The sequence below is a fragment of the Streptomyces sp. NPDC012510 genome (genome assembly GCF_042955065.1).
GTDB lineage: Bacteria > Actinomycetota > Actinomycetes > Streptomycetales > Streptomycetaceae > Streptomyces.
The window spans coordinates 266,617-289,637 of record NZ_JBIBEN010000002.1; the positions used below are offsets into that span (position 1 = coordinate 266,617).

At 71.5% G+C, this 23,021-nt stretch carries 18 protein-coding genes and 1 pseudogene; 13 read left to right on the forward strand and 6 right to left on the reverse strand.

What is annotated here, in order from left to right; all coding sequences use genetic code 11:
- The first annotated feature begins 47 nt into the window (after positions 1-47).
- The gene (locus ACFY9I_RS04025; protein WP_390996318.1) at positions 48-1,430 is read left to right on the forward strand and encodes a lipase family protein; all 1,383 of its coding nucleotides are present in this window, start codon (positions 48-50) and stop codon (positions 1,428-1,430) included.
- A 73-nt stretch (positions 1,431-1,503) separates the two neighbouring features.
- On the opposite strand, the gene ACFY9I_RS04030 is transcribed toward ACFY9I_RS04025, so the two are convergent.
- Entirely contained in the window at positions 1,504-2,679 is a 1,176-nt protein-coding gene (locus tag ACFY9I_RS04030; RefSeq protein WP_390996320.1) for a spore photoproduct lyase family protein, read from the reverse strand.
- A 1,222-nt stretch (positions 2,680-3,901) separates the two neighbouring features.
- Between ACFY9I_RS04030 and ACFY9I_RS04035 the strand changes: the two are divergent.
- From ACFY9I_RS04035 to ACFY9I_RS04060, 6 genes and pseudogenes are all read left to right on the forward strand, one after another.
- A pseudogene (locus ACFY9I_RS04035) lies at positions 3,902-4,519 on the forward strand (flavodoxin family protein).
- A 57-nt stretch (positions 4,520-4,576) separates the two neighbouring features.
- Positions 4,577-5,242 carry a 2Fe-2S iron-sulfur cluster-binding protein gene (locus ACFY9I_RS04040; protein WP_390996323.1) on the forward strand — a complete coding sequence of 222 codons (666 nt, stop codon included), beginning with the start codon at positions 4,577-4,579 and terminating at the stop codon, positions 5,240-5,242.
- Positions 5,243-5,254: 12 nt separating this feature from the next.
- Entirely contained in the window at positions 5,255-6,235 is a 981-nt protein-coding gene (locus tag ACFY9I_RS04045) for an FAD binding domain-containing protein (protein ID WP_390996325.1), read from the forward strand.
- A complete protein-coding gene (locus tag ACFY9I_RS04050; RefSeq protein ID WP_390996327.1) occupies positions 6,232-8,445 on the forward strand; it encodes a molybdopterin cofactor-binding domain-containing protein in 2,214 nt (737 codons plus the stop codon). The genes ACFY9I_RS04045 and ACFY9I_RS04050 overlap by 4 nt, the downstream gene beginning before the upstream one ends.
- Positions 8,446-8,583: 138 nt before the next feature.
- Positions 8,584-9,738 (forward strand): XdhC family protein, encoded by a 1,155-nt coding sequence (locus ACFY9I_RS04055; protein WP_390996330.1) that lies wholly within the window; start codon positions 8,584-8,586, stop codon positions 9,736-9,738.
- Between the two features lie 391 nt (positions 9,739-10,129).
- The gene (locus ACFY9I_RS04060; RefSeq protein WP_390996333.1) at positions 10,130-10,753 is read left to right on the forward strand and encodes a TetR family transcriptional regulator; all 624 of its coding nucleotides are present in this window, start codon (positions 10,130-10,132) and stop codon (positions 10,751-10,753) included.
- 255 nt (positions 10,754-11,008) lie between these two features.
- Here the strand turns inward: ACFY9I_RS04060 and ACFY9I_RS04065 are convergent, their stop codons facing one another.
- Genes ACFY9I_RS04065 through ACFY9I_RS04075 form a run of 3 tightly spaced genes read right to left on the reverse strand, consistent with a single transcriptional unit; the run spans position 11,009 to position 14,162 of the window.
- The gene (locus ACFY9I_RS04065; protein ID WP_390997003.1) at positions 11,009-11,809 is read right to left on the reverse strand and encodes a TIM barrel protein; all 801 of its coding nucleotides are present in this window, start codon (positions 11,807-11,809) and stop codon (positions 11,009-11,011) included.
- Between the two features lie 47 nt (positions 11,810-11,856).
- The gene (locus ACFY9I_RS04070; RefSeq protein ID WP_390996336.1) at positions 11,857-13,014 is read right to left on the reverse strand and encodes a DUF993 family protein; all 1,158 of its coding nucleotides are present in this window, start codon (positions 13,012-13,014) and stop codon (positions 11,857-11,859) included.
- The gene (locus ACFY9I_RS04075) at positions 13,011-14,162 is read right to left on the reverse strand and encodes a Gfo/Idh/MocA family oxidoreductase (protein WP_390996338.1); all 1,152 of its coding nucleotides are present in this window, start codon (positions 14,160-14,162) and stop codon (positions 13,011-13,013) included. The genes ACFY9I_RS04070 and ACFY9I_RS04075 overlap by 4 nt, the downstream gene beginning before the upstream one ends.
- Positions 14,163-14,428: 266 nt before the next feature.
- Here ACFY9I_RS04075 and ACFY9I_RS04080 point away from each other — a divergent pair, with 266 nt between their 5' ends.
- The 6 genes from ACFY9I_RS04080 (at position 14,429) to ACFY9I_RS04105 (ending at position 19,735) form a co-directional block, all read left to right on the forward strand.
- Positions 14,429-15,472 carry a substrate-binding domain-containing protein gene (locus tag ACFY9I_RS04080; RefSeq protein WP_390996341.1) on the forward strand — a complete coding sequence of 348 codons (1,044 nt, stop codon included), beginning with the start codon at positions 14,429-14,431 and terminating at the stop codon, positions 15,470-15,472.
- Between the two features lie 259 nt (positions 15,473-15,731).
- Positions 15,732-15,935, forward strand: coding sequence for a CsbD family protein (locus ACFY9I_RS04085; protein WP_390996343.1), 204 nt, complete (start codon positions 15,732-15,734; stop codon positions 15,933-15,935).
- A 119-nt stretch (positions 15,936-16,054) separates the two neighbouring features.
- A complete protein-coding gene (locus ACFY9I_RS04090) occupies positions 16,055-17,056 on the forward strand; it encodes an iron-containing redox enzyme family protein (protein WP_390997005.1) in 1,002 nt (333 codons plus the stop codon).
- Between the two features lie 137 nt (positions 17,057-17,193).
- Entirely contained in the window at positions 17,194-17,916 is a 723-nt protein-coding gene (locus tag ACFY9I_RS04095; protein WP_390997007.1) for a HemK2/MTQ2 family protein methyltransferase, read from the forward strand.
- Positions 17,897-18,196 (forward strand): CDGSH iron-sulfur domain-containing protein, encoded by a 300-nt coding sequence (locus ACFY9I_RS04100; RefSeq protein WP_390997009.1) that lies wholly within the window; start codon positions 17,897-17,899, stop codon positions 18,194-18,196. The genes ACFY9I_RS04095 and ACFY9I_RS04100 overlap by 20 nt, the downstream gene beginning before the upstream one ends.
- 15 nt (positions 18,197-18,211) lie before the next feature.
- Positions 18,212-19,735 carry an FAD-dependent oxidoreductase gene (locus ACFY9I_RS04105; protein ID WP_390996345.1) on the forward strand — a complete coding sequence of 508 codons (1,524 nt, stop codon included), beginning with the start codon at positions 18,212-18,214 and terminating at the stop codon, positions 19,733-19,735.
- A gap of 149 nt (positions 19,736-19,884) precedes the next feature.
- On the opposite strand, the gene ACFY9I_RS04110 is transcribed toward ACFY9I_RS04105, so the two are convergent.
- Positions 19,885-22,101, reverse strand: a complete 2,217-nt coding sequence (locus ACFY9I_RS04110) for a trypsin-like serine protease (RefSeq protein WP_390996348.1) — start codon at positions 22,099-22,101, stop codon at positions 19,885-19,887.
- 47 nt (positions 22,102-22,148) lie between these two features.
- Positions 22,149-22,574: a hypothetical protein gene (locus ACFY9I_RS04115; RefSeq protein WP_390996351.1), complete on the reverse strand. Its 426-nt coding sequence runs from the start codon at positions 22,572-22,574 to the stop codon at positions 22,149-22,151.
- Positions 22,575-23,021: the final 447 nt, after the last annotated feature.

Sequence of the window (23,021 nt, forward strand, 5' to 3'; positions counted from 1 at the left end):
GCTAGTTTTTCGCCCACCCTGCAACGAAGCAGCGCGAGGAGTGACCTGTGAGCCGTTCCAGAACCCGTCCGCGTTCCCCGTTCCCCCGTCTGACCGCCGCCGTGATCACCACGGCGGTCTGCGTCTGCGTCAGCGCGTCCACGGCCGACGCCACCGATGCCGCCACCGAGGCCGCGACCGAGGCCGCCACCGGCCCGGTCGTGTCCCGGGGAGTCACCATCCCGGCCTTCTACACCCCGCCTGCCCAACTGCCCACCGCAAACGGCAGCCTCATCAGGCATGAGCCCCTTCCTCTGGGGATTTCGCTGCCGGGCCTCGACGGCCGCCCCCTGCCCGGCACGGCCACCCGTCTGATGTACAAATCCACCGACTCGAGCGGCAGCCCGGTCGCGGTGACCGGCGCCTACATCGAGCCGTCGGCGAAATGGGAGGGCGACGGACCCCGACCCCTGGTGGCCGTGGCCTCGGGAACCATGGGCCAGGGCGACCAGTGCGCGCCCTCCTTCGCCCTGCAGCACCCGCTCACCGTCAGCGGGGAGACACTCTCCGTCGGCTACGACAACCTGGCCGTCTACCGCCTCCTCGCCACCGGAGCGGCCGTCGTCGTCACGGACTACGTCGGCCTGGGCGCCACCGACCGTCTGCACACCTACGTCAACCGCCTGGACGCGGGGCGTGCGGTGCTGGACGCCGTCCGTGCGGCGCGCGCTCTTCCCGGCACGTCCCTCACCTCCGGCTCCCGCGTCGGCCTGTACGGCTACAGCGAGGGCGGCGGTGCCACCGCGTCGGCGGCCGAACTCCAGCCCGCCTACGCGCCCGACGTCCCACTGGCAGGCACCTACGCGGGCGCGCCGCCCGCCGACCTGACCGCCACCATGAAGGGGATCGACGGGAGCGCTCTGGTCAGCGCCCTGGGCTGGTCGACCAACGGCTTCGTCCAGGCCTACCCCGAGGTGCGCGCCCTCCTCGACGCGAACCTGAACGACGCCGGGCGCAAGGCGCTCGCCGACACGTCGACCATGTGCGTCGGTGAGGCGATCATCAACTACGGCTTCAGCCGGAGTACGGCGTGGACGACCAGCGGCAAACCCATCGCCGACGTCATCGCCGCCGAACCCCGCGCCCAGGCCGTCCTCGACGCGCAGCGCATCGGGACGCTCAAGCCCGCCGGTCCCGTCCGTGTGGCCACCGGCGTCCACGACGACATCGTGCCGCACGCGCAGGCCCGCCAACTGGCCGTGGACTGGTGCCGCAAGAACGGCAACGTCACCTACGAGGCGGTCAATCTGCCCAACCTCGGCAACAGGATTCTCACCAACCACCTCGCCCCCCTCATCACCGACCAAGGGGAAGCGATCTCCTGGCTCACCGACCGTCTGGAGGGCAAGCCGGCCACCTCCAACTGCTGGACGATGCCGTTCCAGCGCTGAGGAAGCCATCGCACGCCCCCACCGGCGCTCTTCCGGCCCTCTTCCGGCGCTCCTCCTACCGCTCTTCCGGCGCTCAGAAGGCGTAGCGCACGCGCAGCCATGGTGCGTGGCGGTCGATCAGGGTGCGCAGGGTGCGCACCGCGTCACCCTTGACCTTGTTGCGGTAGCGGATGTTCAGGGCGCCGTTCTCGGAGCGCTTGGCCTGCTGGAGGTCCGGCCGCCACAGGGCATCCTCGGCACGGGGATGCCAGCCGAGGTTGACCTGGTGCAGCTCCTGGTTGTGGGTCAGCATGATCACCTCTGCGGCGGCCTGCTGTCTCACCCGCCGTGGCAGGACGTCGTCGAGATGCAGGAGCAACTCGGCCCAGGCGTCCTGCCAGCCGGGGCGGACGACCACGGGCGAGAGGTTGAAGTGCACCTCGTACCCGGCGTCCAGGAAGTCCGCCGCGGCGCCGATCCGCTCGGCGACGGGCGACGTACGCACATCGAGCAGCCGGGCGTCGTCCGGCGGCATCAGAGAGAACCGGACGCGGGTGCGACCACGCGGGTCGAGACCCAGCAGGTCGGGGTTGACGAACTTGGTGGCGAAGGACGCCTTGGCGGTGGGCCACTGCCGGAAGGCGCGCACGACATCCGCGGTGTTGTCGCAGATCAGTGCGTCCACCGAGCAGTCGCCGTTCTCACCGATGTCGTACACCCACGCCTCGGGGTCGCACTGGTTGGGCTCGGTCTTGGGCCCCTGTCGCGCCACATGCCGGGAGAGGTACGCGATGACCCGGTCGATGTTGGTGAAGACGGTGATGGGGTTGGCGTAACCCTTGCGCCGGGGCACGTAGCAGTAGACGCAGGACATGGCGCAGCCGTTGGAGGTACCGGGAGCGATCCAGTCCGCGGACCGGCCGTTGGGGCGTGCGGTGAGGGTCTTCTTCTCCCCCAGGACCAGCGTCTCCCCCTTGATCCGCACCCAGCGCTCGATGTTGCCCTCGTTGCCGTGCAGTCCGGGGATGCGCCAGTGGGACTCCACCATGGTCACCCGCGCGTCGGGGAACCGGGCGCGGATCTGCTGCCCGCGCGGCGACGCGGCAGCCGCGGGTTCGGCGTAGATCTCCCGCACGGGCAGCAGCCGACGGGCCACGGCGGAGGTACGGAAGGAGGAGTCCGCGTCGGCAGCGGCGGCTGGAGGGACGAGGGCGTCGAGCCCGAACAGTGCGTCGGAGGCGTCGTCCGGGCTGCCGGACGGGTGGTGCATGAGTGCTCCCGTACGGATCGATGCGGATGGTGCGGATCAGTGCGATCGACGCAGATCAGTGTGATCGACGCGGATCGCTGCGGATCAGTGCGGATGGTGCAGATATAGGTGGATCGGTGCGAGTCTGGGCGGATCGGCGCATCGGGCTCGTGGAGGATGAGGGCCGACCACCGGGCCTTGTCGCTGAGAGGCCGGTGCCGGATGCGTTATGGGTTCGCCCCGACGGGTACCGCCGACGCCGCTGAACCCGGCGGCGGGTGCCGCCGATGCCGCCGGGTTCCCGCGGCGCGGGGCCGACGTCAGGGCCGGTGACCGCGAGGCGCTCGCCGCGATCATCTCCGTGGCCACCTCGGTCTCCCGGGTGAGGGTTGCCACCCGTGCCGGGCCGACCTCCTCCACAGTCTACCGGCGCGGTACCCAGCAGAGCCGGGACGGGGACGGGACGGGGACCGGGGACGGAGACCGGGGGCCGGGACCGGGACCGGGGACGGGGACGGGACCGGGGAGCGGGACCGGGACCGGGACCGGGACCCGGAGCGGGACGGGGCCGGGCCAGGCTCTACCCGTCGTCGCGGACGAACCCGGAGAGCAGCAGCAGAGTCAGCAGCCCTGCTCACGGTGCGCGTTCGCCTCGGTCAGGGTCCGCGCCGGGGCGTGGGGCCCCTGAACCGGCGGACGGTGCGGGCCGCGCAAGGCCCTCGGCCTCCATGATCGCCGCGGCGACCGGATCGTGGCGTGGCGCCGCTCCGTCTCGCCACTCGGTCACGGACCACGGCTGCCGGGCCGCCGCGGTCCGGCCGCCGGGCCGCCTGCCCGCCTGCCCGCCTGCCCGCCTGCCCGCCTGCCCGCCTGCCCGCCTGCCCGGCGGCCCGGCGGCCCGGCGGCCGGCCTGCCGGGCCGCTCTGGCTACTACTGCCAGACGTACCAACGGCAGTGGTACATACCCGAGTCGTCCCAAAACCGTCTGCTCGTTGGATCGCGCCGCGTGCCGCAGAGTGGATGCCGTACCCCACCGACGGCCCGGTGAGCGGCGGCCGATCGTGCTCTCACCGGCCGCCGTGCTCCTCCCAGGCCGGTGGGCGGACTTGCCCTCCGCGGTGCGGACCGTGTCCCGGGACGCCGGCCACCACCGGCACCGCCGGGGACCCGGCAGCCATGACGCGCCCGGCGCGACAGCCACACCAGCGGTCGCCCTTGCCTCCCCCCACCAAGGAGATCCCTCATGTCCCGCCGCTTCCTCTTCCTCCTCGGCAGCCACCGCAGCAACGGGAACACCGAGTTACTCGCGCGCCGGGCCGCCGCGCAGCTGCCCGCCGACGTCGAGCAGGAGTGGATCTCGCTCGCCGAGCATCCGCTTCCCGACTTCGACGACCTGCGGCACGGCTCACGGCACACCGCGCGGCCCTGGGAGGGCAACCTCGCCCTGCTCCTCGACGCCACTCTCGCGGCGACCGGACATCGTGATCGCCTCCCCCGTCTTCTGGACTCCCTGTCCTCCCATGCCAAGCGCTACCTGGACACCTGGACGTCCTGGCTGTACACCCCCGATCTCGACTTCGGGGCAGCCATGGCCGGACGGACCATGTGGGGCGTCACCACCTCCGCGGGCGACCTGCCCTGGCTCGCCGAACCGCTGGTGAGCAACGTCAACAACTGGGCCGCGTACATGCGGATGAACTTCGGTGGCGTCCTGCGCGGCAACGGCACCGCACCGGGTGACGTGCTCAACGACGCCGACGCGCTGGCGTCGGCGAAGACGTTCTTCGCCCAGGACGCGCCGCCCGCCCGCTTCCCGGGCGGCTACACACGGCCCGACTCCGACACGGAATCCGCCGCATAACCGCTCGCGGCACCACGCGGTGCCGTCACCCGTCCTCCGCCGACCGAGAGAGTGGACATGTCCATCGAACCCCCCGCGTCAACAGTCGCTCCGCCCGAAGGATCTCCCGAGGGATCGCCCTCGGCGCCTTCGTCCGACCCGTCCCGGCGTACGTTCATCGCGACCACCACCGTCGTCGGCGGAGCGGTCGTCGCGGGCGGCCTCATCTCGGGGCCGAACGTGTTCGGCGCCGAGACCGCGAACGCCGCCGAGGCAGCGCCCAGGAGCCGTGTCTCCCTGACGGTCAACGGCGAGCGCCGCACCGTCACGGTCGACAACCGGACCTCGCTGCTGGACCTGCTGCGCGAACACCTGGGGCTGACCGGTTCGAAGAAGGGCTGCAACGCCGGTGCCTGCGGCGCCTGCACCGTCCTGGTCGACGGCCGCCGGGTCAACTCCTGCCTGACACTGGCGATCCGGCTGGAGGGCGCCGAGGTCACCACCATCGAGGGCCTGGCCAAGGGCGACCGGCTGCACCCGCTCCAGCAGGCGTTCATCGACCAGGACGCCTTCCAGTGCGGGTTCTGCACCTCCGGTCAGATCATGTCCGGCGTCGGCTGCATCAAGGAAGGCCACACCGACTCGCCGGAGGAGATCCGGGAGTTCATGAGCGGAAACCTCTGCCGCTGCGGCTGCTACGTGAAGATCGTGCGGGCGGTCGAGCAGACCGCGCACGGGAAATGAGGCACGGCCCCCATGCATCCCTTCTCCTACACCCGGGTGACCGACACCCGGCAGGCCCTCGCCGCGGGCCGTGACGGCGGCCGTTACATCGCCGGCGGCACCACCCTCGTCGACCTGATGCGCGAGACCGTCGAACGCCCCGAAGCCCTGGTCGACATCAGCGCCCTGCCGCTGGACGAGATCATGGTCACCCGGCGCGGCGGACTGCGCATCGGCGCGCTCGTGCGGATGTCCGAGGCCGCTGCCCACCGGGGTGTACGCGCCCTGTACCCGATGGTCTCGCAGGCGCTGGAGCTGAGCGCGTCGGCACAGCTGCGGAACATGGCGACCATCGGCGGCAACATCATGCAGCGCACCCGCTGCGCCTACTTCCGCGACCTGACCGCCGCCTGCAACAAGCGTGAGCCGGGTTCGGGTTGCGCGGCCCTGCACGGCGTCAACCGCACCCACGCGATCCTCGGCACCTCCGACGACTGCGTGGCCACCCACCCCTCCGACGTCGCCGTGGCCTTCGCGGCACTGGAGGCGAGTGTGCACCTGCTGGGGCCGGACGGCGAGCGCACTGTGCCCTTCGCCGACTTCCACCTCAGGCCGGGCAGCACACCCAACCGCGAACAGGCCTTGCGCAAGGGTGAGTTGATAACCGCAGTCGAGCTTCCGCCCCTTCCGCGCCCCCTGAAGTCCGGCTATCTGAAGGTGCGCGACCGGCAGTCCTACGAGTTCGCGCTCACCTCGGCGGCCGTCGCCCTGCACATCCGAGGCGGAGTGATCCGCGTGGCGAAGGTGGCCGCCGGAGGCGTCGGCACCGTGCCCTGGAAACTACCCGCCGTCGAGCGGCAGCTCATCGGGCAGCGGCCGTCGAACGGCCTGTGGGCCAGGGCCGCCGAGCGGGCGGCCGAAGGGGCCCGGCCCCTTCCGCACAACCGATTCAAGGTCGAGTTGCTCAAACGGACCGTCGAGCGCCAACTGCGCGTCGTAGGAGGTGGCAAGTGAGCCCGCAGCCGCAGGCAGCCGTCGGCGCCCCGCTGTCCCGGGTGGACGGACGGCTGAAGGTGACCGGCCAGGCCAAGTACACCGCCGACCACGACATCGACGGCGTCGTGCACGCCGTCATCGTCGACAGCAGTGTCGCGCGCGGACGGATCACCGGCATCGACACCCGCGCCGCCGACGCCCAGCCCGGCGTCCTGGGCGTCATCAGCCACCTCGACAAACCCGCACTGACCTACCGCGACAACCCGGGCGCCTGGTTGGACCCCCGCGACGGCGAACGGCTGCACGTCTTCCAGGACGACAAGGTCCGCTTCCTGGGGCAGCCCGTCGCCGTGGTCCTCGCCCGCACCCTGGAGGGCGCCCAGCACGCCGCGGACCTGGTGAAGGTCTCCTACGACGCCGAGAAGCCGTCGACCGACATGTCGGCACCCGGAGTCCGGGAGAACGACCCCCTGCCGCCGCAGAACTACGTGCGCGGCAACCCCGAAGACGCGCTGGCGTCGGCGGAGGTCACACTGGAGGGCACCTACCGGCTCACCCGTAACCACCACAACGCGCTGGAGCCGCACGCCACCATCGCCCGCTGGGACGGCGAGAAGCTCACCGTGTGGGACAAGACCCAGTGGACGGTGGGCGCGCGGGACGAACTCGCCGCCGTGTTCGGCATGTCGGCGGAGAACGTGCGCGTCATCTCGCCGTTCGTCGGCGGCGCGTTCGGCAACGCGCTGCGTACCTGGCCGCACACCACCATCGCGGCCCTCGCCGCCCGTGAGCTCCGCCGCCCGGTCAAGCTGGTCCTGACCCGCGAGCAGCTGTACTACGGGGTGGGCTACCGGCCCGCCTACGAGTACGGGCTGCGGCTGGGCAGCACCCGAGGCGGACGCGTGACCGCGGCGATCCACCGGATACGGGCCGAGACGTCCTCGTACGAGCACTACGTCGAGGGCGTGATGAACCCGGGGCAGATGCTCTACGCCACGCCCCACGTCCGCCAGACGCTGCGGACGGTGCCGCTGGACGTGAACACGCCGACGTTCATGCGGGGCCCCGGCTGGTCCAGCGCCGCCTTCGCCATCGAGTCGACCATGGACGAACTCGCCCACGAGACCGGCATCGACCCGATCGAGCTGCGGTTGCGCAACGAGCCGCAGGAGGACCCTGTCAACGGGCTGCCCTGGTCCACCCGGCGCCTGAGCGAGTGCCTGCGGACCGGAGCCCGCGCGTTCGGCTGGCACCGGCGCAACCCCAAGCCCCGCTCCCGGCAGGACGGCGACTGGCTGATCGGCATGGGCATGGCCAGCGGTATCTACGACACCCTGCGCATGCGGTCCGAGGCACGGGTCAGGCTGGACGCCGACGGCACGGCCCTGGTCCAGGCGTCGACCAGCGACATGGGCCCCGGCACCTACACCTCCATGACCCAGCTCGCCGCCGACGCCCTCGGCCTGACCATGCGCACGGTCCGCTTCGAACTCGGCGACTCCACCTTCCCGGCGGCCCCGCCGCACGGCGGCTCGCAGACCATGGCCGGCGTCGGCTCCGCCGTCCAGGACGGCTGCGACAAGCTGCGACAGGAGGCGATCAAACTCGCCGTCGAGGACGAGCGGTCACCGCTGCACGGCGTCGACGCCGACGACATCGTGGTCCGCGGCGGCCGGCTGCACGTCAAGAGCAACCCGGCGCGCGGGGAGACCTACCGGCAACTGCTGGCCCGTAACAGCCGTACGCACCTGGAGACGCGCGGGATCTTCACCCCGAGCGGCGACGACCGGTACTCCATGAACGCCTACAGCGTGACGTTCGCCGAAGTGGCCGTCGACCGGCGGCTGGGCCTGGTGCGGATGCGGCGCATGCTGGGCGTCTACGACGTCGGGCGGATCATCAGCCCCAAGCTCGCCGACAGCCAGGCCCTCGGCGCCATGGTGGGCGGCGTCGGGCAGGCCCTGCTGGAGCACACGGTCACCGACCACCGCGACGGCCGGATCGTCAACGCCAACCTGGCCGACTACCTGGTCCCCGTCAACGCCGACATCCCCGACCTCAAGGCGATCTATCTGGACGGGGAGGACCTCCACGCCGACCCCATCGGCGTCAAGGGCCTCGGCGAGATCGTGAAGGTCGGGGTCGCGCCGGCCATCGCGAACGCGGTCTTCAACGCCACCGGCCGCCGCGTCCGCGACCTGCCCATCACCGCCGAAGCCCTGCTCTGAACCCCGGGCGGCCGGGCCTCTCTCCCTCCCCCGGGGGGGGAGCCCCGGAGCCGACCCGGTCGGCCCGCCGCCGCGCCTCTCATCCCCCGTCCGGCGCGACGGCGGGCTTCCCCACCCACCCCCCGAAGGACACCTCCCATGCTGAACATCGCGGACACTCTGTACCGCTGGTGCCGCGAGGCCCGCCCCTTCGCTCTTGCCACCGTCACCCGGGTCAGCGGCAGCGCACCCCTGCCACCCGGCACCGCACTGGCCGTGGACACCGGCGGCGAGGCGGTCGGCAGCATCTCCGGAGGATGCGTGGAGGGTGCCGTCTACGAGCTGTGCCAACAGGTGCTGGAGTCGGGCGAACCCCCGGTACAGGCCCGGTTCGGCTACTCCGACGACGACGCCTTCGCCGTGGGCCTGACCTGCGGCGGCGAACTGGAGGTCCTGGTGCAGCGGGTCGACCCCGCCGACCAGCCCCATCTCACCACCGCGCTGGAACAGGTGCTGGCCGGTGTGCCCGTCGCCGTGGCACAGGTGATCGACGGGCCGCAGCGCCTTGTCGGCCGCACCCTCTCCCTCCTCGGGGACGGCAGCGCGTACGACGGGACTCTGGGCAGTCAGCGCGCGGACCGGGCGACGGCCAACCAGGCCCGCGCGCTGCTCCGGGCGGGCCGGACCGCCCGTGTCGAGGTCGGCGGGGACGCCGACACCTGCCCGGAGAAGCTGACACTCCTGGTCCACACCCACGCGGCGCCGCCCCGCATGCTGATCTTCGGTGCCGTCGACTTCGCCGCAGCCCTCAGCCAGGCCGGACGCTTCCTCGGCTACCACGTCACGGTCTGCGATGCCCGTCCCGTGTTCGCCACCCACGCCCGCTTCCCGCACGCCGACGAGGTCGTCGTCGACTGGCCCCACCGCTACCTGGCGGCCACCGAGGTCGACGCCCGCACCGTGATCTGCGTCCTCACCCACGACGCCAAGTTCGACATCCCCCTGCTCCGCGCGGCCCTCGGCCTCCCGGTCGGCTACATCGGCGCGATGGGCTCCCGCCGCACCCACGAACACCGCCTGGAACGTCTGCGAGAAGCCGGCGTGAGCAAGGAGCACCTCGCGCGCCTGCACTCACCCATCGGCCTCGACCTCGGCGCCCACACCCCCGAGGAGACGGCGATCTCCATCACCGCCGAGATCATCGCCCACACCAACAACGGCACCGGCCTGCCCCTGTCCCGCGTCCCCGGCCCCATCCACGGTTCCGTCCGCGTGGGCAAGGTGTCGTCCCCGGCCGAGCTCCTGGCCGTATGAGGCCCACGTACGCACCGACACCCACGGCCGCGTGGCCACCGACCTGAGGGTCTCACTGACCGACCGCCGCGAGCTGCGCCGCACCTGCTGCACACTCCAAGTGGGCGCTGGAAGGGCTCACCGACTCCCTCGCGCAGGAGGTGGCCGGCTTCGGGATCAAGGTCACCCTCGCCCGGGAACCCGCCGCTGCGGGTCTTCTTCGGCGACCTCCCGCTCCACTTCGTCCCGCAGGTCTACGCGGAGCGGATCAAGACCTGGGAGGAGTGGGCCGACGTCGCCACCCAGGGCCAGGGAAGCGCCGCGTGACCGCCCGTCGTACGGCGCCTGCGGATCCGCCGCCGAGGTCAATGTGATACTCGGTATCACATTGAGCCTGCTGTAGCCTTCTCGTATGCCTGACTCCTCGCACACCACCGACCAGCCCGGACGCAAGCCGCCCAGCCTGCGCGAGCGCATGCGTGCGACGGTGCGCGAGGAAGTGGTGGAGGTGGCGAACCGGCTCTTCACCGAGCAGGGGTTCGACCGGACGACCGTCGACCAGATCGCCGCCGAGGTCGGCCTGTCGCGCGCCAGCCTGTTCCGGTACTTCGGCACCAAGGAGGACATCGTCCTGGGCGGCCTGGAGGAGACCGGCCGCCGGATCGCGGAGGCGCTCGCCGCCCGCCCCGACGAGGAGTCGCCCTGGGAGGCGCTGCGCCGGGCGTTCGACGTCCTGACGCGGATGAACGAGGCAGCGCCCCAGCAGACACTCGGCTATCTGCGCATGCTCCAGGAGACCCCGTCACTGCGGGCCCGGCACCACGAGAAGCAGATGGGCTGGCAGGAGCTGCTGGTGCCGGAGATCACCCGGCGGCTCGCGGCCGACCCCGACAGTCCCGAGGACACCAGGGCGAGCGCACTGGCCGCCTCCGCGCTCGCCTGCCTGGACGTGGCCGCCACGGCCTGGGTGGACCGTGAGGGCACGTTCCCGTTGGCCGAGTTGCTCGACCGGGCGATGGGCGCGTTGCGGGAGTGACCGGGAGCCGGTGGCCTCCGTGCCCTGGGGCCGGAGCCCGCCGGACGGTGTCCGACCGCCGCGACGGCGCCCCGTACCCGCCCGCGACCGCACCCGTCCGCACCCGTCCGCCGAGGACGGGACACGACGGATCGCGACGGAACAACGGGTCACAACGGGTCACAACGGATCACGAGGATCACGAGGATCACGACGGGGCCCTGTCGCCGTCCGTCTGCCCGGGGGCCGGGGACGGCGACAGGGCCCCTTCTCTCGTCATCCGCTCGCGTGCTCCACGAATCGCCGTGCCGTCAGGGTCAGCAGCTCGCGCCCGTCGCCCGCCCACAGCTCGTCGTTGAAGAGTTCGACCTCGATGGGGCCGGTGTAGCCGGCGGCCTCCACGTACCCCTTCCACTCGCGCATGTCGATCGCGCCGTCGCCGATCTGGCCCCGGCCGGTCAGGACACCCTGGGGCAACGGGGTGATCCAGTCGGCGAGTTGGAAGGTGTGGATACGTCCGGACGCGCCCGCGCGGGCGATCGCCGCCGGGGCCGTGTCGTCCCACCAGATGTGGTACGTGTCGACCGTCACTCCCACCTGCTCGGCCGGGAAGCGCTCCGCGATGTCCAGGGCCTGGGCCAGGGTGGACACCACACAGCGGTCCGAGGCGAACATGGGGTGGAGAGGTTCGATGGCCAGGCGGACGCCGTGGGAGGCGGCGTACGGGCCCAGTTCCGACAGGGCGTCCGCGATGCGCTCCCGTGCCCCGTGCAGATCCTTCGAACCCTCGGGGAGGCCGCCCGAGACCAGGACGAGGGTGTCCGTGCCCAGGGTCGCCGCCTCGTCGATCGCCTTGCGGTTGTCGGCCAGGGCCGCCGCCCGCTCGGTCGCGTCGATCGCCGTGAAGAAACCGCCCCGGCAGAGGGTGGTGACCGCGAGGCCCGCGTCGCGGACCAGCTTGGCGGTGGCCTCCAGGCCGTACTCGGCCACCGGCTCGCGCCACAGGCCCACACCTGGGACGCCCAACTCGACGCAACCGGCGACGAGTTCGGGCAGCGACAGCTGCTTGACCGTCATCTGGTTGATGGAGAAGCGGGAGAGGTCTCCGGTCGTTGTTTCCTTGCTCACTGGGCCACTCCGTACATCCCGAGCAGGTTCTTCATCCTGGCCTCTGCCAGCGCCGGGTCCGGGAACAGGCCGAGGCCGTCGGCCAGTTCGTACGCCCGCGCGAAGTGCGGGAGGGAGCGGGACGACTGCAGGCCGCCGACCATCGTGAAGTGCGACTGGTGACCGGCCAGCCACGCCAGGAACACCACGCCCGTCTTGTAGAAGCGGGTCGGGGTCTGGAAGAGGTGGCGGGAGAGCTCGACGGTCGGGTCGAGGAGGTTCCGGAAGCCCTCGACGTCTCCCGTGTCCAGCACCCTCACCGCCTCCGCCGCCAGCGGCCCGAGCGGGTCGAAGATGCCGAGCAGCGCGTGGCTGAAGCCCTTCTCGTCGCCCGCGATCAGCTCGGGGTAGTTGAAGTCGTCGCCCGTGTAGCAGCGGACCCCGTCGGGGAGCCTGCGGCGGATGTCGATCTCGCGCTGGGCGTCCAGCAGGGAGACCTTGATGCCGTCGACCTTGTCGGGGTGGGCGGCGATGACGGCCAGGAAGGTGTCCGTGGCCGCGTCCAGGTCCGACGAGCCCCAGTAACCGTCCAGGGCCGGGTCGAACATCGGGCCGAGCCAGTGCAGGACCACCGGCTCGGCGGCCTGACGGAGCAGGTGGCCGTAGATCTCCAGGTAGTCCTCGGGGCCCTGCGCGGCCGCCGCCAGCGCGCGCGAGGCCATCAGGATCGCCTGGGCGCCCGACTCCTCGACGACGGCCAGCTGCTCCTCGTACGCCTTGCGGATGTCCGACAGCGAGGCCGCCGGGCCGGTGAGCTGGTCGGTTCCCACGCCGCAGGCGATCCGGCCGCCGACCGACCTCGCCTCCGCCGCGCTACGGCGGATCAGCTCCGCCGCGCCCGCCCAGTCGAGGCCCATGCCGCGCTGGGCGGTGTCCATCGCCTCCGCGACCCCGAGGCCGTGCGACCACAGGTGGCGGCGGAAGGCGAGGGTGGCGTCCCAGTCGACGGCGGCGGGCGAGTCCGGGGACACGTCCGCGAAGGGGTCGGCGACGACATGGGCCGCCGAGAAGACCGTACGGGAGGTGAAGGGGGCGCCGGTCGTCAGCGCCAGCGGTTCGGTACGGGGGGTGTAGACCTTCAACGCCCCATCCGCGCCCGGCAGTCGGATCGTCACAGCTGGATCTCCGGTACCTCGAGACGGACGCCCTCGGCGGAGGACTTCAGGCCCAGTTCGGCGAGCTGGACGCCACGGGCGCCGGCCAGCAGGTCCCAGTGGTAGGGCGCGTCGGCGTAGACGTGCTTGAGGAACAGCTCCCACTGGGCCTTGAAGCCGTTGTCGAACTCGGCGTTGTCCGGCACCTCCTGCCACTGGTCGCGGAAGGAGTAGGTGGCGGGGATGTCGGGGTTCCAGACCGGCTTGGGGGTGGCGGAGCGGTGCTGGACGCGGCAGTTGCGCAGGCCCGCCACGGCCGAGCCCTCAGTGCCGTCGACCTGGAACTCCACCAGCTCGTCGCGGTTGACGCGGACGGCCCAGGAGGAGTTGATCTGGGCGATCGCGCCGCCGTCCAGCTCGAAGATGCCGTACGCGGCGTCGTCGGCGGTGGCGTCGTACGGCTTGTCCTTCTCGTCCCAGCGCTGCGGGATGTGGGTGGCGGTGAGGGCCTGGACGGACTTCACGCGGCCGAACAGCTCGTGGAGGACGTACTCCCAGTGCGGGAACATGTCGACGACGATGCCGCCGCCGTCCTCGGCGCGGTAGTTCCAGGAGGGGCGCTGGGCCTCCTGCCAGTCGCCCTCGAAGACCCAGTAGCCGAACTCGCCCCGGACGGAGAGGATGCGGCCGAAGAAGCCGCCGTCGATCAGACGCTTCAGCTTGAGGAGGCCGGGGAGGAAGAGCTTGTCCTGGACGACGCCGTGCTTGATGCCGGCGGCGTTGGCCAGGCGGGCCAGCTCCAGGGCACCGTCGAGGCCGGTGGCGGTCGGCTTCTCCGTGTAGATGTGCTTGCCCGCCGCGATCGCCTTCTTGAGCGCCTCCTCGCGGGCCGAGGTCACCTGGGCGTCGAAGTAGATCTCGACGGACTCGTCGGCGAGGACCTCGTCCACGTCCGTCGCCCAGTGCTCCAGGCCGTGCTGTTCGGCGAGCGCCTTGAGCGCGTACTCGCGGCGGCCCACGAGGATCGGCTCGGGCCACAGCACTGTGCCGTCACCGAGGTCGAGTCCTCCCTGGTCGCGGAGGGCGAGGATGGAGCGGACGAGGTGCTGGCGGTAGCCCATGCGCCCGGTCACGCCGTTCATGGCGATCCGTACGGTCCTGCGTGTCACGGCCGATCCCTTCATTCATCTGTTCGTTCGAGGCGTGCGTTGGGGGCGTACGCGTCCGCGCCGCGTACGCCCGGAGAACCCGTGGAGAGGTGAGCGTGACAGCAAGCGCTTTCTATCTGATGAGAAGCTAGCCTCTGAGCAGCGGTCTGGACAAGACCGCGAGGGGGTCGAGTTGTTCGAGGGAGCGAACGGCGATCGCGGTCGTATGGTTCCCCTCGCTCCCCGACGACCCGATCGAGACGCGCACCCGGAGGACGAGGAAAACGATGACTGTGACCCTGGCGGACGTGGCTGCCCGCGCGCAGGTGTCTCCCGCGACCGTCTCCCGTGTGCTCAACGGGAACTATCCGGTGGCCGCGTCCACGCGCGAGCGGGTACTGAAGGCCGTGGACGAGCTGGACTACGTCCTCAACGGCCCCGCGAGCGCGCTCGCCGCCGCCACCTCCGATCTGGTCGGCATCCTCGTGAACGACATCGCCGACCCCTTCTTCGGGATCATGGCCGCCGCCATCCAGTCCGAGATCGAGGGACCGGGCGGGCGCGCGGGCGGGGAGCGGCTGGGCGTGGTGTGCAACACGGGCGGCTCCCCGGAGCGCGAGCTGACCTACCTCACGCTGTTGCAGCGCCAGCGCGCCGCCGCCGTCGTACTCACCGGTGGGGCCATCGAGGACCCGGTCCATCTGGCCGCCGTCGGCAACAAGCTGAGCAAGCTCAGGGAGGCCGGGACACGGGTGGTGCTGTGCGGACGGCCGCCCACGCCGGAGGCCATCGCGATCACCTTCGACAACCGGGGCGGCGGTCAGCAGCTCACCGAGCATCTGATCGGGCTCGGGCACCGGCGGCTCGGGTACATCGCCGGGCCGCAGGAGCGGACCACGACGCGGCACCGGCTGGAGGGGCACCGGGCGGCGCTGGAGGCGGCCGGCATCGAGGACGATCCCGTTCGGACCGTGTACGGGCGGTACGACCGGCTTTCCGGGTACGAGGCGACGCTGGAGCTGCTGCGGCGGGATCCGTCGCTGACGGCGGTGGTCGCGGCCAACGACACGGTGGCGCTGGGCGCGTGTGCGGCGCTTCGCGATTCCGGGCTGCGGATTCCGGACGATGTCTCCGTGGCCGGTTTCGACGATCTGCCGTTCAGCATCGACGCGGTGCCCGCGCTGACGACCGTGCGGTTGCCGTTGTCGGAGGCGGGGGCCCGTGCGGGGCGGATCGCGATGGGGCGCGAGGAGCCGCCGCCGGGCGGGATCGCCACGGTTCGGGGGGAGCTGATGGTGCGGGGGTCCACGGGGGGGCCTCGGGAGGCTTAGAAGGTTCGGGGGTTCGGGGGTTCGGGAGGCCGGGGTCCGATCGCCGCCGGGTCGACGTGGTCGGCTTGCACTCCGTGCGGACGCGAGGGTCGGGGGACGGTGTCCCCCGTGGCGTGGGGGCCACGAACCTTCCCGAGCCGGTGTGCCGGGGCGTGACGTCGGCCGGGTCACGGAACGTGACGCTTCGACGCGCGGGCGTGACCGGGTGGTCGTACGTTGGGCTGGCAAGCCACCTCACCCCCATCATCTAGGAGGAACCATGGCTGCCAAGGCCAAGAGCAAGGGCAACATGGACAAGATCACCGGTAAGGCCAAGGAGATGGCCGGGAAGGTCACCGGCGACCGCGACCGGCAGGCCGAGGGCAAGGTGCAGCAGACGCGCGGCGCGGCAAAGAAGACGCAGGGCAAGGCGCAGGAGCGGGTGGAGAAGGTCCAGCGTTCGGCGAAGCGCGACCGTACCTGAGTGCGCGTGGCCGACGGCCGGTGGATGGGGGCTTCCGTGACCGGGAGCCCCCTTCGCCGTGGGCGTGGGGATCGCCTGCGCCCAGGTGAGTACTCGTGCATCACGGGTACTCGGCGCGCATGATGATCCGGACGGCGGGACCGGCGCTGCCGGAGAGCAGGGGGCCGGTGTCGGCCGCGGTTCTGGCGTGTCTTCGCCGGGCGGGGCCACCGCCGGATAGCCGGGCGATCGCCGGGGCGGACCCCTTCGGCGGCGACCTCCAGCTCGCCCTCTACCTCTGCTACGAACTGCACTACCGGGGCTTCGCCGACGTCGATGCCGCCCTCGAATGGGACCCGGAGCTGCTGCGGTGCCGGGCGGCCCTTGAATGGCCGTTCCTCGAAACTCTGCGCGACCGGGCGACACGGCATGTGAGCGCCCAGGAGGCACTGGACGAGCTGCTCGTGGAACCGGCCGACGGGGACGGGGACGGGAGCGGTGTCAGTGGCTTCCTGCGGGACAAGGGGGAGCTGTGGCAGCTGCGTGAGTACGCGGCGCAGCGGTCGCTGTACCACCTGAAGGAGGCCGACCCGCACGCCTGGGTGCTGCCCCGGTTGTGGGGGCGGGCGAAGGCGGGGATGGCCGCGGTGGAGTTCGACGAGTTCGGCGGGGGCCGGGCCGACCGGGTGCACGCGCGCCTCTTCGCCGACCTCATGACCGACCTGGGGCTCGACCCGGCCTACGGCCGCTATGTGGACGCGGCCGGTGCCGAGGCCCTCGCCATCGTGAACCTCATGTCCCTCTTCGGTCTGCACCGGGCTCTGCGCGGCGCCCTCGTGGGGCACTTCGCGACGGTCGAGATCACTTCCTCCCCCGGCTCCCGACGGCTCGCCCGGGCGATGCGGCGGACCGGGGCCGGGCCGGCCGCCGAGCACTTCTACGACGAACACGTCGAGGCCGACGCCGTACACGAGCAGGTCGTACGGCGGGAGGTCGTCGCCGGTCTGCTGGAGGAGGAGCCGCAACTGGACGCCGACGTGGCCTTCGGCGTCGACGCCACCACCCATCTGGAGGACGTCCTCGCCGACCGGCTTCTCGGAGCGTGGCGGGAAGGCCGGTCGTCGCTCCGCACGCCGGTCTGACGTCCCGCCGGACCCGGGAACCGGGGTTACCCGTTCGAACACACGAACATACGAACAGACCCGCCACGAACTGTGACCGCACGAAGCCCGTGACCGCACGAAGCCCGTGACCGGACGGCTCGTCGCTCTGGAGGCCCATCCTCGTGATCCCGCTCTCGCTGCCCGTGTCGCTGCCGGGCGTCTACGCCCCGCAGGACGACACCGATCTCCTGGTGGACGCCCTGCGGCGCGAACCCCTCGCCCCGCAGGCCCGGGTGCTCGACGTCGGTACGGGGACGGGAGCCGTCGCGCTGGTCGCGGCACGGCGTGGGGCGCGGGTCACGGCCGTCGACATCTCGTGGCGGGCCGTGCTCAACGCCAAGGTCAACGCCGTGCTCGCGGGGCTGTCGATGACGGTCGTCCAGGGGAATCTGCTGGCGCCGGTGTCCGGGCGGTCCTTCGACCTCATCCTGTCCAATCCGCCGTACGTACCGGGGCCGGAGACGGAGCCGGGGCCGGGGCCGGGACCGAGGCCGAGGCGGGGCAGCGCGCGGGCCTGGGAGGGCGGGCGGGACGGCCGGCTCGTACTGGACCGGATCTGCCGGGACTCCCCGTCCCTGTTGCGTCCCGGCGGGGTGCTGCTGCTGGTGCAGTCGGCCCTGAGCGACGCGGAGCGGACGCTGACGCAGTTGCGGGCGGAGGGTTTGCGGGCCGAGGTCGCCGACCACCGCAAAGTCGCCTTCGGGCCCGTTCTGCGGTCGCGGAGCGACTGGCTGCGCGACCGCGGACTGCTGGGAGCCGAGAGCGGCCCGGACGGCGACGAGAAAGAGGAGTTGGTGATCATCCGTGCCGAACGCCCCCATACCGAACGCCCCCGCTGACCGCCGCCGTATCAGGGTCCAACGCCCTGGCCCGATGCTTGTCGAGGGACCGGTCGAGGTGACGCTTGAGGACGGTACGACCGTGTCCTCGGACCGGTTCTGCGTGGCCCTGTGCACCTGCCGCCGCAGCCGGATCTATCCCTGGTGCGACACCAGCCACCGCCGCCGCGCCGCCGCCGACTCCCGCCCGCACGCCGATCCCGGTTCCGATTCGTCTTCCGACTCCCGCCCGCGCACCGATGTCGACGGCGCTCGCCGCCGCGCCCAGCCGCCCGACTGAAGGGACCCCGCAACCATGCAGCAGCAGCCGAAGCAGCAGTCGTACTGGATCGAGAGCGCGCCGCAGGAGGGTGCGTACCCCGCGCTGGACGGGGAGCTGGTCGTCGATGTGGCGGTGGTGGGGGCGGGGATCGCGGGGATAAGCACCGCGTGGGAGCTGGCGCGGCGGGGTCGGCGCGTGGCGCTGCTGGAGGCGGACCGGGTGGCATCGGGGGTCACGGGGCACACGACGGCCAAGGTGTCGGCGTTGCACACGCTGATCTACGACCGGTTGCGGCGGTCCCGGGGCGCCGAGGCCGCGGCGCTGTACGCGCGGTCGCAGTCGGAGGCGATCCGGCATGCCGCCGCGCTGGTGGAGGAGCTGGGGATCGCGTGCGACTGGGAGTCCGCGGCGTCGTACACCTACGTCGAGGACGACGGCGGTGTGGCGGAGCTCCGGGCCGAGGCGGAGGCTGCGCGGGAGGCCGGGCTGCCCGCCGAGTTCGTGACCGAGACGGGGCTGCCGTTCCCGGTCGCCGGGGCGGTGCGGGTGGAGGAACAGGCGCAGTTCCACCCCCGCAGGTACCTGCTGGCGCTGGTCGAGGATCTGGTGCGGCAGGGCGCGTCGGTCCATGAGCGGACCCGGGTGGTGCGGCTCAAGGAGGGTTCGCCGTGCCGGCTGACGACCGAGGCGGGGTTCACGGTGACCGCCAAGGACGTCGTGGTCGCCACGCACTACCCCGTCTTCGACCGGGCGCTGCTGTTCACCCGGCTCTCCCCGCGTCGCGAACTGGTGCTCACGGCGCCGATCCCGGCCGAGGCCGATCCGCACGGCATGTACATCACACAGGAGCAGCGCACCCGCTCGGTGCGTACCGCCCCGTACGGGGAGGGGCGACGGCTGCTGATCCTGACCGGTGAGCACTTCACACCGGGGACCGCCGACGTCGAGGAGCGGTTCGGGCTCCTCGCGGACTGGGCCGTCGACCGCTTCGGGCCGCTGGACCTCACCCACCGCTGGGCCACCCAGGACAACGACTCCACCGACTCCGTGCCGCTCGTCGGCCCGTTCCACGCGGGCAGCCGGCACACCTGGGTGGCGACCGGGTTCGGCGGTTGGGGGATGAGCGGCGGCATCATGGCCGGGCGGCTGCTCGCAGAGCAGATCACCGGGCACAAGGCGCCGTGGAGCGACCTGTACGACCCGCGCCGGGTGCTCAGCGCGGTGCGGGAGGCGCCGAGTTTCCTCAAGCACCAGGCACAGGTCGCCCGTCACTTCGTCGGCGACCGGCTCTCCCCTCCCTCGGCCGCCTCCGTCGACGCGATCGCCCCGGGGGACGGCGCGGTCGTCCGGGTCGGCGGCCACCACTGCGCCGTCCACCGGGACGACGACGGTTCGATCCACGCCGTGTCCGCCCGCTGCACCCACATGGGCTGCCTGGTCGGCTTCAACCGCGCCGAACGCACCTGGGAGTGCCCCTGCCACGGTTCCCGCTTCACCCCGGACGGCGAGATCGTCCAGGGCCCGGCGACGAAGCCGTTGGAGCGCCGCAAGATCTGAGCGAAGCTCCGGACACCCCCTGGAAACCGCTGGCCCCTGGCAGGAGTGGAGCCCCCGAACGACCCGTCGGTCCTTCGAGGGCTCCGGCACATCAGTGCAGCCGTGCCCACCCCTGTCGAACGTGGTGCACCCGCTCCAGAGGCTCCTCGCTAACGTGCCGCGTGGCCGAAGCCGGCGCCGGATGCCGGGAGGCCGCCCTGGCCCGGCTGGTACGTGGTGGCCGGGGCGACCGCGCCACCGGCGGTCACGTTGGACATCGGCAGGGCGTACAGAGTGCCGTACACGCTCGGGCCGTAGGGCAAGCCGACGTACAGCTTGGTGCTGGTGAAGTGGATGCTCTCGCCAAGGCGCTGGTTGGCGCCCGGCGTTCCGGGGATGCCGTCACCGTCGCCCACCTCGAGCCACCTGTCGTTGGCGCCCGGCGTGCCCAGGAGCGAGACGGTGAGGATCGCACCCGACTTCGTCGCCGTACCGACGGCCTCGCCGGGCATACCGACGGCCAGCTTCATCGTGGCCGTGGTGCTCACCGCGCGCGGTGTGGTGTTCACGCCGGAGAGGCTCGCGCCGAAGCGGTCACCTGCCTCGGCGGTGCCGGTGACGTCGTCGGTGGCAGTGCCCGTCGAGAAGCCGTGGAGCTCGCTGTACGCGCCCGCGGCGGTGACGCGGAAGGTGTGGACACTTCCCGTGTCAGCCTTGTCGACGCCGTCGACGGGAAGGTCCTCACCGGGTGAACCGACGGCGAGGATGGACTCGTTGGCGGTCGCCGCGCCCGAGGGGCGGTACGGCACCAGGGCCAAGGAGATGCCGAACTGATCGCCTGCCTCGGCACCGCCGGACACCGTGTCCAGGTCCTGGTCGAGGCCGAACCGCGGGGTGGGCCTGCCCTCGGCGTTCAGCTTGTTGGGGTCGAAGACCGCCAGGTTGCCGGCGTTGGCGTCGGCGCCGATGGCCTCGCCCGGGGCGCCGATGGCGATGTGGTTGGCGTCGGCCGCGACAGCGCCCCCGAAGCCGTCGTTCGCTTCCACGGCACCCGGCACGTCCGTGCTGTCCTGGTGGATGGAGACGTTGGTGGTGCCGTGGACGTAGAAGGCCTGCCCTGCCTTGGCGACGGAGCCGAGGGCCTCGCCGGGCTGGCCGATCACCAGGAAGGGCTCGCCCGCGGTGGTGATTCCGGCGGCGAGGGCGTGGCCGAGGCGGTCGCCGCTCTCGTTGCCGGATGCGCCCAGAGAACCGGAACCGACACCCTGCTGGAAGTTGGTGTCCTTCTTCGTGCCCCCGCCGAGGCCGCTCGGCGCGCCGTGCAGGATGTCGGCCATGCCGGTGTCGGCGGCACTGCCGATGTCCTCGGCGGGGGTGCCGACGGCCAGGTCGGTGCAGCCGTCCTCGTCGTAGTCGACGGTGGCGAGGGCCTCGCCGAACCGGTCGCCCGCCTCGGAGGCGTCCGGCACCCAGGCGAGGTCCTGGTTGATCTCGGCGGTACCCTTGCCGCCGCCGTACACGACGCGCACGAGACCCGCGTTGGCGTCGCCGCCGACGGCCGCCTCGGGGTCGGCGATGGCGATGTCCTCGACACCGTCGCAGTTGAAGTCGGTGATGCGGGTCTCGCCGACCTTGGAACTCACCCAGGAGGCCAGGTCGTCGACACGGGCGGCGACACCGCCGGTGTTGGTCACGGCGGGGTCGATGGCGTAGCAACCGCCCTGGTACGACTGGCTGATCAGGGCGGCAAGCCGATGTGTGCCTCCCGCCACACGGACCAGTGGGCCGCCGGTGTCGCCCATGCACGCGGACACGCCGTCCTTGCCGGTGACGGTGGCCGTCGTGGCGGTGGACGAGTCCACCGAGAACGCGCCGGTGTGCAGATTCAGCGGCGCCCACTCGGTCTTGTTGCGACCGTATCCGGCAAGCTTCAGCTCTTCGCCCGTGGTGGGCGCGGCGGTTGCCAGGGAGATGGGGGTGACGTTGGTCACCGGCCGGTTCAGTCGGGCCAGGACCACGTCGCGGTCGGTGCGCGGGACGAGCTCGACGACCTCGCGGACGGAGCCCGCGGTGCTGGTGAGGTCGGAGCGGCCGATGGTCGCGGTCGTCTTCAGCTTCGGTTTGCCCGCGGGTACGGCGAGGCTCTGGGCCGGGTTGTCGGCGAAGCAACTGACCGCGGTGAGCAGCCATTCGGTGTCGACCAGGACACCGGAGCAGCCGCGGTCATGGTTACCGACGATGACCTGCGCGGTGTAGGCGTGGGTGGTGTCCCCGGAGGTGGCCGCGGGGCCGGTCACGGCGGCGGCGGGTACGGCGGTCAGCACGACCGAACCCGTGATCAGGGAGGCGGCCAGTGCGGCGAGGCGCACGGGTCTGGTGTGTCGCATGAATTCAGTTCCTTGGTGCGGGGCGGGCAACGGGACGCGGTCGGGCGCTACTTGGCGGTCCTGATCTCCACGAGCATGTGCGGGCGACCCTGCGGGTCGGCGCTCTGGCCCACGGCCTGCCAGGAGTTCGCGGGGACGTCGACGGACGTCTCCTCGGTGCCGACGGTCATGTCGAACTCGGTGTCGTATCCGTTGGTCTGGACGCCGTAGACCGAGGGGATCTCCAGCGTCAGCCAGCCGCTGTCACCCGTGACGCGGAAACAGACCTTGGCATTCGAGCGGGAGTAGATCTCCAGCTGGCCGGTCCCCGCGGCGCAGGTGGCAAGGGTGATGCGGCCGTCGCCGCGCTTGAGCACGATGCCCTGCTCTTCGAGGATCTTGTCTGCCCGTGGGTAGTTGAAGTCCTCGACCGCGTAGCCCGGGGCCTCGTCAGCAACGGCCTGGGCGGAGGTCGTGTTTTTCTCGACGGGCATTCCCGCCGTGCCGCCCGTCATCGCGACCCACGTCAGGGCGCCCGCGGCGACGGAGGCACCCAGAGCGCGCCCAACGACGCGCCGGGTTCTTGACGCAGTGGTGCTACGTGCCTTCATTGCTGTCCTAGTCGTCAGTTCGGATCGAAGTCCGGAACAGGTTCAAAACGGGCGTGAAGGCTGCGGCGTCAAGTCCGCCACTTTGCTCGGAAAGCACACATGAAAGGAAATACGCATGCTCAAGAAATCACCCCCCGGTGCCCCGTTGTCGACGGGAGAGCACCCCTCAATCGGTCGTTTTGAGGGTCGCAACGCGAAGCTCACTCCCGCAGCCTCCGGTATGTAAAGCCGCCGCTCAGGCGTTTGTCTACAGATTAAATGCATCGCAAAGCGGAACATATACTGACAGGCCGTTCGTGGCCTGCGTCACTATGCGGAATGGTTGCGCGA